Annotated in this window: 10 protein-coding genes; 3 read left to right on the forward strand and 7 right to left on the reverse strand. The window is 70.9% G+C overall.

From position 1 onward, the window contains the following. Positions 1–59: 59 nt before the first annotated feature. The 3 genes from E0500_RS23625 to E0500_RS23635 form a co-directional block, all read right to left on the reverse strand. Positions 60–1,013 (reverse strand): hypothetical protein, encoded by a 954-nt coding sequence (locus E0500_RS23625; protein ID WP_220140584.1) that lies wholly within the window; start codon positions 1,011–1,013, stop codon positions 60–62. A gap of 242 nt (positions 1,014–1,255) precedes the next feature. Continuing rightward, a complete protein-coding gene (locus E0500_RS23630; RefSeq protein ID WP_131563303.1) occupies positions 1,256–2,611 on the reverse strand; it encodes an MFS transporter in 1,356 nt (451 codons plus the stop codon). 277 nt (positions 2,612–2,888) lie between these two features. Beyond that, positions 2,889–3,554: a TetR/AcrR family transcriptional regulator gene (locus E0500_RS23635; protein ID WP_131563302.1), complete on the reverse strand. Its 666-nt coding sequence runs from the start codon at positions 3,552–3,554 to the stop codon at positions 2,889–2,891. 450 nt (positions 3,555–4,004) lie between these two features. Here E0500_RS23635 and E0500_RS23640 point away from each other — a divergent pair, with 450 nt between their 5' ends. Next, positions 4,005–4,880, forward strand: coding sequence for a shikimate dehydrogenase (locus tag E0500_RS23640; RefSeq protein WP_181587107.1), 876 nt, complete (start codon positions 4,005–4,007; stop codon positions 4,878–4,880). Positions 4,881–4,971: 91 nt separating this feature from the next. Then, the gene (locus tag E0500_RS23645; RefSeq protein WP_131563300.1) at positions 4,972–6,837 is read left to right on the forward strand and encodes a bifunctional sugar phosphate isomerase/epimerase/4-hydroxyphenylpyruvate dioxygenase family protein; all 1,866 of its coding nucleotides are present in this window, start codon (positions 4,972–4,974) and stop codon (positions 6,835–6,837) included. A 1-nt stretch (position 6,838) separates the two neighbouring features. On the opposite strand, the gene E0500_RS23650 is transcribed toward E0500_RS23645, so the two are convergent. Continuing rightward, positions 6,839–8,305, reverse strand: a complete 1,467-nt coding sequence (locus tag E0500_RS23650) for a membrane-associated oxidoreductase (protein WP_131563299.1) — start codon at positions 8,303–8,305, stop codon at positions 6,839–6,841. Positions 8,306–8,525: 220 nt separating this feature from the next. Here E0500_RS23650 and E0500_RS23655 point away from each other — a divergent pair, with 220 nt between their 5' ends. Beyond that, positions 8,526–10,109, forward strand: a complete 1,584-nt coding sequence (locus E0500_RS23655; RefSeq protein ID WP_131563298.1) for an acetolactate synthase large subunit — start codon at positions 8,526–8,528, stop codon at positions 10,107–10,109. A 6-nt stretch (positions 10,110–10,115) separates the two neighbouring features. Here the strand turns inward: E0500_RS23655 and E0500_RS23660 are convergent, their stop codons facing one another. The 3 genes from E0500_RS23660 to gnd all read right to left on the reverse strand — a co-directional run bounded on the left by E0500_RS23660 (position 10,116) and on the right by gnd (position 15,718). Next, positions 10,116–11,489 carry a hypothetical protein gene (locus E0500_RS23660; protein WP_131563297.1) on the reverse strand — a complete coding sequence of 458 codons (1,374 nt, stop codon included), beginning with the start codon at positions 11,487–11,489 and terminating at the stop codon, positions 10,116–10,118. A gap of 114 nt (positions 11,490–11,603) precedes the next feature. Then, positions 11,604–14,489, reverse strand: coding sequence for a peroxidase family protein (locus E0500_RS23665; RefSeq protein ID WP_131563296.1), 2,886 nt, complete (start codon positions 14,487–14,489; stop codon positions 11,604–11,606). A gap of 350 nt (positions 14,490–14,839) precedes the next feature. Next, on the reverse strand, positions 14,840–15,718 hold the full coding sequence (gene gnd / locus E0500_RS23670; RefSeq protein ID WP_131563319.1) for a phosphogluconate dehydrogenase (NAD(+)-dependent, decarboxylating): 879 nt from the start codon (positions 15,716–15,718) through the stop codon (positions 14,840–14,842). Between the last annotated feature and the right edge of the window lie 48 nt (positions 15,719–15,766).

Raw genomic sequence — 15,766 nt, forward strand, 5'->3', positions numbered from 1 at the left:
CCGCCCGTGTCCCGGGCGGCCGTCGGACCGGCCGCCCGGGACGGGCGTTCTCAGAACTCTCAGGCGCGGTAAGGGTTGCGCAGATAGGTCAGGCTCAGATCGCCCGTGTTGCCGAAGTACCGGGAGACCAGGTACGCGGGATCGGTCGCTATCGCGCCCGCCTGGAGGTCGCTGCCGTCGTTCGTGTCGTCCCAGGCCCAGGGAGCGTGCGCCGCGTTGTCCTTGCCGTCGTCGCCGCGGAACGCGCCCCACTTGGCGTACGTCTCCGTGTTGTTGCGGCGGCCCCACAGGCTGTCGGCGGCGGTGAGGTCGGTGAGTCCGTATCGCGCGTCGCGGTCGTTGCCACCGGTCGGGACGGAGCCCGCACCGCGGCTCGGCTTGTAGACGATGCCGTCGCCGCCGGGGAACTCGGCACCGTTCCAGGCGTAGGCACCGTGACCGCGCGCTTCCTGGAAGCTCGTCGGGTGGGCAGCACCGTCGTAGTTCTGCATGACCAGGGTGCCGTCGATGTTCTCGCGGCCGTCGGTGAAGGGGCTGCCGGGCGGGGTGTACGAGTAGAAGTTGTCGTGCGCGAGCGTCACCACGGCCTGGAGGGTGCCGTACTGACTGCCGTCCTTGCGGATGACTTCCAGCTGGCCCTCCATGTCGTTCTCGTGTGAGAAGAGGTTCAGCGGGTAGTCCTTCCAGTCCCGGGGGTGGAAGAACCCGTAGGTGATGTACCAGTGCGTCTGGGTCTCGGCCACCGAGTAGTACGCGGTGCCGGTCAGCCGTGCGGCGTTGGCGTCGAGGTTCTCCCAGTTGTTGAGGGTGTTCCAGTCGCCGTCGTAGTTCACCGACGTCAGGTAGTCGGCGGTGTAGTACGCCGACGAGGTGTCCTGGTAGTGCAGGGGCGCCCAGCGGTAGGCGAGGTCGGTGTCACTGGGGGCGGCGTGGGCGGGCGGGGCGAGGAGCAGTGTGGCGGCGCCCAGGAACGCGGCCGACAGCGTTGCCAGGGCGGATCTCCAACGGGGCACGATGGTCCTCCGGTAGGGGGGACGGGGGGCGACTCCCCATGGTCGGGACCGGCGTGCCCTGTGCAAAGCCCTGGTCAATGAATGTTCAACCCAGGGGTGCGATTGTTCACCTGGGCGTTTTGGGCCGTACCCAAGTCCCCCTCGGCCCCTGGCGGTTGCATCCGGAGCAGCCGCCTCGGGCGGGGACGCGGAAGTCCTCGGACACTTTTCGGTGTCCGAGGACTTCCACGCGTGACGGGCCCTCAGGCCGCGACCTTCTCCCGGCCCGCGTTCTCGCGCGGCGTGCGCTCGCCGAGGAGTTCCGTCGGGACCTTGTGGGTCTCGCGGGCGGTGACGGCGGCGAGGATCGGCGGGACACACAGGGCGGCGGTGAAGAGGGCCACGGCGAACCAGTCGTCACCGTTCGGGCCGGCGATCTGCGCGGCGAACGTCACGGCGAACCCGGCGACCGCGAAACCGATCTGCGTGCCGATGGCCATGCCGGAGAGGCGGACGCGGGTGGAGAACATCTCGCCGTAGAAGGAGGGCCAGATGCCGTTCGCGGCCGAGTACACCACGCCGAAGGTGAGGATGCCGAGCAGCAGGACCAGCGGGTACGAGCCGGTGGAGATCGCCCACAGGTAGACGAACATCAGGATCGCGCTGCCGGCCGCGCCGACCAGGAACACCGGGCGGCGGCCGATGCGGTCCGACAGGACGGCCCACGCCGGGATCGCGCCGAGCGCGACGAGGTTGGCGAGCGCGCCCACCCACAGCATCGACGAGCGGGACAGCCCCACCGCGTCGCTCGTGCCGTACGCCAGCGCCCACACCGTGAAGATCGTGGAGACCGAGGCGACCAGCGCGCCCGCGATGACCCGCAGCACGTCCGCCCAGTGCGAGCGCAGCAGTTCGACGAGCGGCAGCTTGGCGACGCCCTCCGACTCGACCTGCTGGGTGAAGGCCGGGGTCTCCTCCAGGGTGCGCCGGATGACGTAGCCGACGACGGCGACCGCGATGCTCAGCCAGAACGGGATCCGCCAGCCCCAGGACAGCAGCTGGTCCTCGGGGAGAGCGGCGACCGGGATGAAGACCAGGGTGGCGAGCAGCTGCCCGCCCTGTGTGCCGCTGAGGGTGAAGCTGGTGAAGAAGCCCCGGCGGTTCGGTGGCGCGTGTTCCAGGGTCATCGAGTTGGCGCTGGCCTGCTCACCCGCCGCCGAGATGCCCTGGAGGACACGGCAGATCACGAGGAGGACGGGCGCGAGCGTGCCGATCTGGTCCCGCGTCGGCAGACAGCCGATGAGGAACGTCGACAGCCCCATCAGGATCAGCGTGAAGACCATGATCTTCTTGCGGCCGAGCCGGTCACCGAAGTGCCCGAGGAAGAGCGCGCCGATCGGCCGTGCCGCGTACGCGACGCCGAACGTGGCCAGCGACAGCAGGGTCGCCGTGGCCGGGTCGGACTCGTCGAAGAAGACCTCGGGGAAGATCAGGGCGGCGGCGCTGCCGTAGATGAAGAAGTCGTAGTACTCCAGGGCGCTGCCGATCCACGCGGCCGTCGCGGCTTTCTTGGGCTGGCCGGGCGGCGCGTCGTGGGGTGCGGCGGGGACAGACGACACGGCGTGCTCCTTCGAGGGGGCTCCACAGTAGGCGGAGCGAGCGGAGGGGAGAAGTGCCGGATCCCTGGGGGTGAAGGGTCGGCCGCGCCGGGTGCTGCCCCGGCTAATTAACCCACTGGATAGTTAGTAGCGGTTGGCCAGTGATGTTGCGCTCAGGTTTCCGGGGTGTCAAGGGGTCGCGCCGAAGGAACTTCGCGGGCCGGGTCGCACAGAGGGCCCGGCCCGTCGTGGAGCGGCTCGGTCCGTCGTGGAGCCGTTCAGTCTGTCGTGGAGTGGCTCAGTCCGCTGCGCGGTCCGCCGTCAGATAGGCGATGACCATGTCGCCCAGCATGGTCCGGTAGTGCTCGCGCTGGTCGGCGGCGGTCAGGTCACGGCCGAAGAGGGCGCCGAACGTGTGCCGGTTGGCGACGCGGAAGAAGCAGAACGAGCTGATCATCGCGTGCAGGTCCACGGCGTCCACGTCCGCGGTGAACAGGCCCGACTCCCGGCCCGACTCCAGGATGCGGCGGATGACCTCCAGCGCGGGGGAGCCGATGCGCCCCAACTCCTCGGAGGCGGCGATGTGTTCGGCCTCGTGGATGTTCTCGATGCTCACCAGGCGGATGAAGTCGGGGTGCGCCTCGTGGTGGTCGAAGGTCAGCTCGGCCAGCCGGCGGATGGCCGCGACCGGGTCCAGGTGCTCGACGTTCAGCTCCTGCTCGGCCTGCCGGATCACCGAGTACGCGCGCTCCAGAACGGCCGTGAACAGCTGTTCCTTGCCGCCGAAGTAGTAGTAGATCATCCGCTTCGTGGTGCGGGTGCGGGCCGCGATCTCGTCGACGCGCGCCCCGGCGTACCCGGCGCGGGCGAACTCCGTGGTCGCCACGTCGAGGATCTCGGCCCTCGTGCGGGCCGCGTCGCGCAGCCGCCCGCCGGAACGGGCCGGCTCGTCGACAGTGGTCATCGGGTTCCTCGGATTCCTCGGGTTCCTTCGGGCGGGGCGGGCCGGTTCCCGGTCGGCCCAGGGCGTCCGGGGTGGCCCGCGGCGACCCGGGGTCGGCCCCCCGGTCGAGGTCCAGTGTCCGCGATGAAGGGCTTCCGGTGCCCGCGATTGTAGAAGCAGGTGGTCATCGCGCAGGGGGTGCGGGTAGCTCAAGCCTGTCCGGGTCCTCCGGTCCCGCTCCGGTCTCTGCGGTCTTTCCGGCCCCCACTCAGGTCTCGGCAGATCTCTCCGGCCCCCGCCTCAGGTCTCCGTGGGACTCATCGGCCCACCGGTCGAACCAGCCGGTCCACCGGTCGAAAACCGGTCCACCGGTCGCTCCGTGCGGTGACGTGCCTCTTCCCAGGAGGTCGGCGGACTGGTATGACTAACGAACCAGTTCGTACATTAGCTCCGCTCGCAGGAGGCCCAGCCGTGCCCCAGGACTCGTATCTCGTCGGTCTCATCGGGTCGGGCATCGGGCCCTCGCTCAGCCCCGCGCTGCACGAGCGCGAGGCCGACCGGCAGGGCCTGCGCTACGTGTACCGCCTGATCGACATCGACACCCTCCGTGCCGGACCCGAGGCGGTGGGCGACCTCGTGCGGGCCGCCCGCGACCTGGGCTTCGACGGGCTGAACATCACGCACCCGTGCAAGCAGCTCGTCATCGAGCACCTGGACGCGCTCTCCCCGGGGGCCGAGGCGCTCGGCGCGGTCAACACCGTCGTCTTCCAGGACGGCCGCTCCATCGGCCACAACACGGACGTCACCGGATTCGCGGCCTCCTTCGCCCGCGGCCTGCCCGACGTCCCGCTGGAGCACGTGGTGCAGCTGGGCGCCGGAGGCGCGGGCGCGGCCGTCGCCCACGCCATGCTCACCCTCGGCGCCGGGCGCATCACCGTGGTGGACGCGATGCCCGACCGGTCCGCCGACCTCGCCGCCTCCCTGAACCGGCACTTCGGCCCCGGCCGCGCGGCCGCCGCGACCCTCGACTCCCTGCCCCGGCTGCTGGCCGGCGCCGACGGCGTCGTACACGCGACACCCACCGGGATGGCCGCCCACCCCGGGCTGCCGTTTCCGGCGCGGCTGCTGCGGCCGGGGCTGTGGATCGCCGAGGTGGTCTACCGGCCGCTGGAGACGGAGCTGTTGCGCACCGCCCGAGCGGTTGGCTGCGCCGTTCTGGACGGGGGCGGGATGGCTGTGTTCCAGGCCGCGGACGCGTTCCGTCTCTTCACCGGCCGGGAGCCGGACGCCGTCCGGATGCTGGCGGACATCGCGGAGTTGGCGGACGTTGCGAGTGTCCGTAACTGAGGGGAACCACCTCGCGGCGGAGCCGCACAGTGTCACAGCCCCGCGCCCCCGGGCGCGCTGCCGGAACCCAGGTCTTGAAGGAGCACCGTCCATGCGTACCTCCATCGCCACCGTCTCGCTCAGCGGATCCCTCACCGAGAAGCTCACGGCCGCCTCCCGGGCGGGTTTCGGCGGCGTCGAGATCTTCGAGAACGACCTGCTCGCCAGCCCCCTCACCCCCGAGGAGATCCGCGCCCGCTGCGCTGACCTGGGCCTGAGCATCGACCTCTACCAGCCCATGCGCGACATCGAGGCCGTACCGCCGGAGGAGTTCGCCCGCAACCTACGGCGCGCCCGCCACAAGTTCGAGCTGATGGGCCGCCTCGGCGCCGACACCGTCCTCGTCTGCTCCAGCGTCTCCCCGCTCGCCCGGGACGACGATACGCTCGCCGCCGGCCAGCTGAGCCAACTGGCCGACCTCGCCCAGGACTTCGGCATCCGCGTCGCGTACGAGGCACTGGCGTGGGGGCGGCACGTGAACACGTACGACCACGCCTGGCGCATCGTCGAGGCGGCCGGCCATCCGGCGCTCGGCACCTGCCTGGACAGCTTCCACATCCTCGCCCGCGGCTCCGACCCGAAGGACCTCGAAGGCATCGCGGACATCCCCGGCGAGAAGATCTTCTTCCTGCAGCTCGCCGACGCCCCGCTCATGGCGATGGACGTCCTGCAGTGGAGCCGCCACTACCGCTGCTTTCCCGGTCAGGGCGGCCTCGACGTCACCGGCCTGCTCCGGCACGTCATCGCGGCCGGATACCAGGGCCCGCTGTCCCTGGAGATCTTCAACGACGTGTTCCGGCAGGCCGAGGCGGGTCCCACCGCCGTCGACGCGCACCGCTCCCTCCTCGTCCTCCAGGAGGCGGCCGGCCTGGCCCCGCTCCCCGCACCCGTCGTGCCCACGGGCGCGGCCTTCGTCGAACTCGTCACCGCCGACGCCGAACCCGCCTCCACGCTCCTCGACGCCCTCGGCTTCGCCCGGACGGCCCGCCACCGCAGCAAGCCCGTGGACCTGTGGCAGCAGGGCGAGGCCCGCGTCCTCGTCAACACGGGCCCGGCCGCCCGGCGCCACGGCACCTCTCTCGCCGCCGTCGGCCTGGAGTCCCCGGACCCCGCCGGAGCGGCCCGCCGCGCCGAGTCCCTCCTCGCCCCCGTGCTGCCGCGCCGCCGCGCACCCGAGGACGCGCCCCTCGACGCGGTGGCGGCCCCCGACGGCACGGAACTCTTCTTCGTCGCCACAGTCGCCACGAACGCCACGAACGCCACGAACAGCACGAACGGAACGAACGCCGCGGACACCACCGGCATCGCGCACCAGCCCGAACTCCCCGACTGGCGAGCCGACTTCGTGGACGTCCCGCACCACGACACGACCCCCCACGGAGTCACCCGTATCGACCACCTGGCCCTCACCCAGCCCTGGCACGAGTTCGACGAGGCGGTCCTCTTTCACCGCAGCGTGCTCGGGCTGCACGCCCAGGAGAGCGTCGACGTGGCCGACCCCTACGGACTGCACCGCAGCCGCGCGGTCAGCAACGCCGACGGCAGCGTCCGCATCGCCCTCGGCGTCGGCCCCGCTCCCACCGACGACGGCGCCCGCGCCCAGCACATCGCGCTCGCCACCGACGACGTGGTCGCGACGGCCCGCGCGTTCCGCGCCGCCGGCGGTCGACTGCTGACGGTGCCCGCGAACTACCACGACGACCTGGCCGCCCAGTACGAGTTCGCCGACGGGGAGCTGGAGACGTACCGCGAGCTGGGCATCCTCTACGACCGGGACGCGCACGGCGAGTTCCGGCACTGCTACACCCACACCGTCGGCCGCGTCTTCTTCGAACTCGTCCAGCGCGACGGCGGCTACCGCGGCTACGGTGCCCGGAACGCACCGGTCCGGCTGGCCGCGCAGCACGCCGTGCGGTGACTCAACTGCGGCTGACGGACCTGGTCACACCGGCGAGGACCGTCGTGGCCAGAATCCAGCCCGTGATGATCAGGACGTAGGACAGCGTCTGATACCAGCCCTGCGGGGCGAACGCGCCCTCCTGGCCGAAGGAGATCACCGGCAACAGCAGGTCGAGCGTGTAGAACACCGGGTCGAACTGCGGTGCCTCGGACGGCTTGAGCGGGGGCGGGTGGTGCAGCCCGTACGCGGCCGAGCCGACGGCGAGCAGCGACAGCAGCCAGACGCAGGCACGCAGCGGGCGGAAACCGTAGCCGACGGTGGCGTCCTGGACGTGGCCCCACAGGCGGCCGTACCAGGCAAGCGTGGAGCGGTGGCGGCGCTGCTTGGCGAGTTGCACGAGGCGGGCCGCGTGGTCGTCGCCGATGCGGCGGTAGGCGGCGGTCAACTGCTCGTAGGCGTGCGGGACGTACCCCTCGCGGTCCCGCTCCAGCATCGGCAGGCGGCGCTCGGCGGGCTCGTGGGGGATGAGCGTGGTGTAGCCGAGGCTGTTGAGGAGGACCACGTCCGGCACCGCCTCCGGCTCCAGGAACAGGACGTCGATCTGGGTGCGGCGCAGATTGAGTCTGCCGTCCAGCGACGCGCTTCCACGCAGCCAGAGTTCCCCGAATGTGGAGCCGCTCGCCCGCAGCGCCGCGTCACCGGGGTTCGACAGGCGGATGTGCGACAGGTCGAGGCGGCCGGCGACACGGGCGCCGCCGAGGCCGATCCAGCCGGCCGCCTCCACGCGCCGCATGAGGACATTGCCCTCCACGACAAGGGTCTGTGCGTCGAGGACGGCGTGGCCCGGGTGGTGCAGCCGTGCCCCGTTGAGGTCGACCGACCCGGCGACGGCGGCGCCGTCGAGCCGTATCTCGCCGTGCGTGCGCAGCCCGGGCGCACATATCTCGTCCTCGATGGTCGCCTGCTTGAGCTGCAGTACGGGCTGCGGCCCGTCCGGTGCGGTGAGCTCCGCCCCCTCCAGGAACAGCGTCCCCGAGATGTGTGCCCCGCCGAGGCGGACCGGGCCGCGCAACCGGCAGCGCGTCAGCCGCAGACTGCCGTCCACCCTGACACGCGCCGAAGCCAGGCCGGGAAGCACGGAGCCGGACAGGTTGAGGTAACTCAGATGGGCGCCGGACAGGTCGGGAGCGCCGTCGAAGCGGCACTGGCTCAGGCGTACGACGCTGTCGACCGTCGCGTACCGCAGGTCCAGGTCGCCGGTGATCCGGGCACCGGCGACCTTGAGCGCGGCGACCTCCCCCTCCTGCCGCGGTGCCTTCAGCAGCAGCGCCCGCAGCACGCTCGCCCGTACGGTCCGCTCGGGCCCCCACTCGCCGCCGGGCGAGGCGTCCTCGTCCTCGGCCGTACGGAAGTCCACGGCCTCGCCCCGGGGAAACGCACGCCACACCCGCTCCTCGGCCGGCGTCAGATCGTTGATCTCGCTCACGCCGGGACTCTGACGTGACCCCTCTGGGCTGTCAACTCGCCGTGGCTGTCCGAATTCCCGGCAGACACCCCGCCCGCAACGCCATGAGACTGGCAACCCGCGCAGCCCGCCCCAGGTCCTGTCGTCACATTCCCGTCGTCTGCCCGGGGGGCAGGCGGGAGTTTGACGACAGGGCCTGGACCCTCAGCCGAACGCACCCGACGCGGAGGCGTAGACCGTCATGCCGAACGGAGCGCAGATCCTCATCGAAGGCCTCGTGGACGCGGGCGTCGACATGTGTTTCGCCCACCCCGGCACCTCCGCGACGCACATCGTGGCCGCCCTGGACGACGTGCCCCGGATGCGGCCCGTCCTGTGCCTGTTCGAGGGGGTCGCCACGGGCGCCGCCGACGGCTACGCACGCATCGCGGGGAAACCGGCCTGCACGCTTCTGCACCTGGGCCCGGGCCTGGCGAACGGACTGGCCAACCTGGACAACGCCCGCCGTGCCGGCATCCCGGTCGTGAACATCGTCGGCGACCACGCCCTGCGGCCCCAACGCCTCGGCGCGCCCCTGGAGTCCGACCTCATCTCCCTGGCCCGCACGGTCTCCGGCTGGACCCGGCGCACGTATCAGGCCACCGATCTTGCGGTGGACGTCGCGGAGGCGGTCGCGGCGGCGTACGGACCGCCCGGCGCGGTGGCGACCCTTGTCGTGCCCGCGGACGTGTCGTCGTCGGAGGCGGACAAGAGTTCCGGGACGGTCCAGGGCGAGGTGCCGGGCGCCCGGCCGGGAACCCGGCCTCGACCGGGTGCCGTGTCCTCGGCGGCCGTGGTGGCGGCCGCCGAGGTGCTGCGGTCCGGGGCACCCGCCGTCCTCCTCCTCGGCGGCGCCGCCACCCACGGCCCCGGACTGCACGCCGCCGCCCGTATCGCCGCTGCGACGGGCGCCCGGCTGCTCTGCGAGCCCTTCCCCGCCCGGCTTGAGCGCGGCGCCGGACTGCCCCCGGTCGAGCGGCTCGCACACGGGACCACCGACACCTACGCCCAACTCGCGGGCGTACGGCACCTGTTGATGGCGGGCACCACGACTCCAGCGGCGTTCTTCGCACATCCGGAGCCGCGCGGCCGCCCGGTGCCGGACGGCTGCGAGGTGCGGTCGCTGGCCGAGGGGACGGAGGATGTGACGGCGGCGCTGGAAGAACTGGCGGGTGCCTTCGATCCGCCGAGTCCCGTTCCGCAGAAGTCCGTCCGTCCCGAGCGGCCCACCGGTGAGCTCACCGCCGAGTCGGCCGCAGCGGCGATCGGCGCGCTGCTGCCCGAGGGAGCGATCGTCGTCGACGAGTCGAACACCTCGGGCCTGTGGCTGCCGGACGCCACCGCGGGCGCACCGCCGCACGACTGGCTGCCCCTGACCGGCGGCGCCGTCGGCCAGGGTCTGCCCGCGGCCGTGGGCGCCGCACTGGCCGCCCCCGACCGGCCCGTGCTCGCCCTGGAGGCGGACGGCAGCGCGATGTACAGCCCCCAGGCGCTGTGGACGATGGCCCGCGAGGAACTCGACGTCACCGTCGTCGTCTTCGACAACCGCGCCTACTCGGCCCTCAGCCGGGAGCTGATGTCCGCCGGCGTCGACCCCGACGGTGAATGGGCCGCGGACCTCCTCGAACTGTCCCGGCCCGACCTGGACTTCGTCGGTCTCGCCCGAGCCATGGGCGTCCCCGCCGAACAGGCCACCACCGCTGAGGAGTTCACCGCCATCCTGGGCCGGGCCCTCGCCGAGCCCGGCCCCTACCTCGTCGACTGCGACGTGCCGCCGGCCGGCTAGCCGCCGCTACGACCGGTCCCACACCCCCCGGTGCCTGCGGTGGGCGTCGGTCAGTCCGTTCGCGAAGTACCGCTCGTAGTACTCGGTCTCGACGTGATGTGCCTGGAGCCAGACGCCCGGCACGTGGATCGCGTCCGTGTGGGCCGGGAAGCGGCCGTGCGTGCGCAGGACGTACTCACAGATGTCCCGCGCACACTCGATCACCCGCTCCTCGTATTCGCCGGCCTCGGCGAGGTACCGCTGCCCGTAGTCCTCCTTGTAGATCCGGGCGAAGACGTCCTTGTCGGTGTACGTGCCGCCCGGCCCGAACTTCTCGCGGATGACCGCGTCCACGGCGTCCGACATCGACCGGTACGCCGGCGGGCACGCGGCCGCGATCAGCGGTTCGCCCTCGGGGGAGCGCAGACCGACCGGGTGGGAGCGGACGTCGCGGTACCTGGGCAGCGGGATGTGCCAGCGCCACAGGTCGGCGAGGCGCCAGCGCGGGGTGACGAACGTGAAGCCGAGCATCCTGCCGTAGCGGCGGGAGAACTTCGGGTCGCCCAGCGCGATCTGGGGATTGATCGAGGCGTGGATCCAGGCGCCGAGACCCATGCCCTCCGCGGTCAGCATCAGGTTCTGCAGCAGTAGGTCCGCCTCGATCTGTGTGCGCAGGGGGCCGAGCGCGCCCAGCGGCAGCTTCAGGTCCTTGTTGAGGAAGCCGTTCTCGATCCACTTCTTCACCCCGGCCGGGCGGTAGAAGTTGCGGTCGTCGACCAGGGTCGGCCGGGCGCCGTCCGGCTGGGTGAGGAGGTACATCAAGGCGTTGATGTACTGGTGCGACAGGTCGACGACCGGGAAGAACAGCGTTGTCCCGGGCAGGTTGGACAGGAACCGGTTCGAGTCCAGGTACGCCGGGAAGTCGCGCTGTCCCTCGGCCACATCGAGGCGGTGGTCGAGGACCTTCACCTTCGACTCGCGGGCCCGCGCGATCAGCGCCTCGGCGTCGAACGGCTCCCGCGGCGCGGGCGGCAGCTTGCGCAGGTAGTACGTCCCCGAGTCGTTGATCATGAAGAAGTGGGTGCCCTGGGCGTTGTCCGGGCTGCCCGCGGTGCGGCCCGCCATGGTCAGGTTGGGTTTGGCCATGATGGGCTTGCCGTCCCGCGGGTCGTCGAACGGCCGGTCCGGCATGGTCAGCCCCGTACATCCGGTGATCGCGATGAGCACCGCCTCCTCCAGCTCCGACAGGGGCTGCGCGGTGTGCGGGGAGGAGTAGCTCATCGATCCTGCGGTCACCGACGCGCCCCGGCTGACCCGGTGGGTGCGGCGCCGCCAGACCGTCTCCAGCAAGGGGCGCCGGAACAGGTCCTCCAGCCCAGGGTGGCCCTGGGCCGCGCTCATGTTCTCTGGTCGATCGTCAAGCACTGACATGTGAATCCCCCGTTGATTCTTGCGTTGACCGACTGTTGCGTTGCCTCTTGTCTCTCAGGCCCGTCAGTTCTCTCTCAGACCCCGTCAGTTCTTGTCACTCAGGTCTCCGTTGCTCGCCGGCCGGACCGTACGCCACGGCGCGAACGCGCTCGCCCCGCGCGGCAGCAGGCCCGCCAGTTCCGGGCAGTGGCGCAGGATCACCGAGTTCATGCCGCCCTTCTCCACCCAGTCGATGCCCAGCGGGGTGTAGATCTCGGGCCGGTAGTCGACCGTCAGGAACCGGTCGCTCTGCAGCCGGCGGCTGGCCATCAGGATGAAGATGCGGAACGCGGTGTCGCTGAACCCGAAGCCCGTCGGCGGGTTCTCCGCGAACAGGCCGACCACGGTGTCGATCTCGTCCACCGAGCGGTAGACGTCCTTCAGCCGTGCCACGGTCTCCGGGTTCTGCGACAGCTCCTCGAAGGAACGCAGCCGCGGCTTGTGCAGGCCCGCACGGAAGTCGTTGTAGCGGGGCACACCGCGCCGCCGGGTCCGTACCAGGTCGACGACCGACAGGTCGATGATCTCGCCGTCGCGCTCGAACCGCTGGAGCGAGCGCGGGAAGTTGTGCAGCGTGATCGCGCCGGGGTGGGCGATGCCGAACGAGTACAGCGCGTTCGCCAGCCCCGTCTTGCGGATCTGCGTCTCGGCCGCGCCGCCGTGGATGTCCAGGAAGCCCACGGTCTCCAGGCGCTGCCCGAAGCTGTGCTCGCGCAGTTCGAAGTCGTCCGGGATCAGCGGGTGCATGCGGTAGACGGTCGTGAAGTCCTCGGTCAGCGAGTACGGCGCCGCGTGGTGGTCCGGCAGCGTCTTGGGGATACCGGTCAGCGAGTGCGCCTCGAACAGCCACAGACCCAGCTGGTTGAGCCAGCTCTTCGGCGGTCCCTGCCAGTTGGTCTTCAGCGCGATGTCGATGGCCTCGGTGGCGAGGATCGCCGGCGTCCACTCCACGGTGTGGATCTTGGCGATCAGTGCCGAGACCACCAGCCGCGCCGTGTGGTAGATGTGCTCCTCGCTCATCGACGGGTACTCGGCGCGCAGCGCGTCGCACACCGCGTTGTGCTCGCGTGCGAACAGCGTGTGCATCGCGCTGAGGCCCATCCACCAGCTCTCGTTGAAGCCGGTGAGCGGTATGCCGTTCGTCCCGCCCGGCAGGTGGCCGTCCTCCAGACGGAGCCTGGCGCCGCCGTCCGGCTCACGCAGGAACCGCGCGGTCCGCTCGTCCGCGCCGTACACCTCGGAGCCGTCCCACCACTGTGAGGCGTAGTTGCCGAACAGGATCGGCGGGCGGTCGCCCGGCTGCTGAAGCCCCTCGTTCTCGGCGATCCGCATGACGTTCTCGGCGGGCCCGCCCGGCGTGTTGTACCAGGGCTCGGAGCCGGGCGGCAGCGGCACCTCCACGCTGTGGTCGCCCAGCTTGTAACGGCGGTGGTTGACCCAGTCGTGCACCTGGAACTGGATCCAGGCGGCGGCGATCACATTGAGCGAGGTCGCCGGCACGAAGCTCTCCCGGTACAGGAGCTGACGGCTGACCGTCACCGGGTTCGGCACGTCGAACGTGTCCGGCTGGTAGTCCGGCTTCAGATTGCGCCCGAAGGCGGAACCGACCGCGCCCATCCTCGGGTCGGACAGATCGTTGTACGTCCCGTCGTACGACCGCTCCGTGCGCAGCCGCTCCGGGATGGGCTCCGGCACGGGCTGGGCCTTCGGCGGAGCCTCGCGCACCTCGGTGTCGATGAGGTTGAGCCGCCGCAGCACCTTTCGCAGGAACACCAGGTTCAGCAGGCTCAGCCGGACCGGCAGCCGGTGCCAGGGCACATACCGGTTCAGCAGCGCGAACGCGGTGCCCACGGGACGGGCGAGCAGCCGGTTCCGCAGCGGTTCCTCCGTGACGAAGCGCAGCCCGAGCCGATGTGCGCTGCTCGCCTGGTACGCGGCCTTCCGGGCCCGGTTGATATTGCCCAGTGGCCGGAACTCGTCGGTCGTGTACCAGGGGTTGAAGGCGAGCTCCTCGATCCGCTGGGCGGCGGCACGGGCCTCGGCACTGCTCAGGTCCTGGCGGGGGAGGGTGAGCCGGGCGATCGGCAGCGCCGGCGCGACGGTGTCCTTCCACTCGACGGAGGCGTCCTCCACCGGTGTGTGCCGCTCGTCCACGTACCGCTGCAGGCACAGGTCGAACACGACGTCCGTCTTCGCGAGCCGCCGGGTGAACTCCCCCTGCAGGAACTGTGGATCCTTGCGGTCGGTGGTGGCCGAGGGCGGGCTGCCCACCGCCGGACGCAGCAGATAGCGCACGGGCCCGGCCTCGCCCCACAGGATGGCGCCCCGACTCCAGTACGTCTCGGTGGCGAGCGAGTCGACGGTCCGCCGGGTGGCGGCCTGGACGTTCTTCCGCATCCGGTTGGCCGTCCCGAGCCCCACGGCCAGCGGCAGCTTCACGAACAGCCCGAACGCCTTCTGCAGCGGGCTCCTGGCACCTGCCATGGCCTTCGCGAAGGCCACGAACTCGCGAGCGTTCCGGGCGTGCGAGACGGGATGGCTGGTCGCGAGCAGGTCGTGACTCTCGCCCTCCGGCCCCCTCACCCGCACGGCGGCCCCCCGTAGATCGGGCGAACCGTCGCCCTGCCGGATACCACTCGCGTTGGACAACCGCACGGTGGCCGCGTACTCGGCGCCGGGCTGCGCGAAGCCCACCCGCAGGTCCGCGGGCAGATCGTCGTGGAAGCGCAGCCGGGCGTTCTCCACGCCCACCGGCGCCTTGGCGTGGAAGGCGCGGGCGATCCCGCCGCCCCCGGCGCGCCGGTTCCTGACCTGGACGTCCATCAACTCCCGTGCCAGCCGCTCGAACACGAGCCGCTCCGCCTCGGGACTGCCGCCCTCGTACCGTTCGTACCGCTGGACCCGCTGGTCCTGCTGCCCGGTCTCGGCCATCGATCGTTTCCTTACGTACGTAGGGATGCGAACGGGTCGGGGGGCCAGCACACGCTACCGGCGGCGGCCGGTTCCCACAGCGACAGTTCGCGCCATGTACACATCTCCGAACAATCGTGCAGACAGTGGCAATAGGGCACGTCAAGGCTGTTATCGAACGTATGTAGGGGTCCATTCCGTGTTCTGCTGTCCCAGCAACCACAGGCGATGGATGTGGACCTGGCCGGGAAGCGCTCCGCTTCCCGGCGGTCATGACCCGGGGCCGCACACACCATGTGACGGACCCCACGCTTCACCTTAACCCCGGGGTGGTGATCCCGCATGTGATGGCGATGTGGCCACATGGCCAACTACTGGGACGACTCCACCGCGTGGCCGCCGAACTGGTTACGGAGGGCCGCGATCAGCTTCATCTGGGGAGAGTCGCCCTGCCGGGAGGCGAAGCGGGCGAACAGGGACGCGGTGATCGCCGGCAGGGGCACCGCGTTGTCGATCGCGGCCTCCACCGTCCAGCGCCCCTCACCCGAGTCCTCCGCGTGCCCGCGCAGCTTCTCCAGGTGCTCGTCCTCGTCGAGCGCGTTGACCGCGAGGTCGAGGAGCCAGGAGCGGATGACCGTCCCCTCCTGCCAGGAGCGGAACACCTCGCGCACGGAGGTCACGGAGTCCACCTTCTCCAGCAGCTCCCATCCCTCCGCGTACGCCTGCATCATCGCGTACTCGATGCCGTTGTGGACCATCTTCGAGAAGTGGCCGGCGCCCACCTTGCCGGCGTGCACATACCCGTACGGCCCCTCCGGCTTGAGCGCCTCGAAGATCGGCTGGAGCCGCTCCACGTGCTCCTTCTCACCGCCGACCATCAGTGCGTAGCCGTTCTCCAGGCCCCAGACACCGCCGGACACACCCGCGTCCACGAAACCGATCCCGTGCGCGGCCAGTTGCTCCGCGTGCTTCTCGTCGTCCGTCCAGCGCGAGTTGCCGCCGTCGACGACCGTGTCACCGGGGGACAGCAGGCCGGCCAGCTCGTCGATGACCGACTGCGTGGGACCGCCCGCGGGCACCATCACCCACACCACCCGCGGACCGTCCAGCCTCTCCACGAGCTCGTGCAGGCTGCTCACATCGGAGACGTCGGGATTGCGGTCGTAGCCGAGGACGGTGTGGCCCGCGCGGCGGATCCGCTCGCGCATATTGCCGCCCATCTTGCCGAGGCCGATGAGACCCAGCTGCATCGCTGCCATGTCAGTTCACTTCTCCTTGAACGTTCCGAAGATTGCGGT

Source organism: Streptomyces sp. KM273126 (assembly GCF_004337435.2).
GTDB lineage: Bacteria > Actinomycetota > Actinomycetes > Streptomycetales > Streptomycetaceae > Streptomyces > Streptomyces acidicola.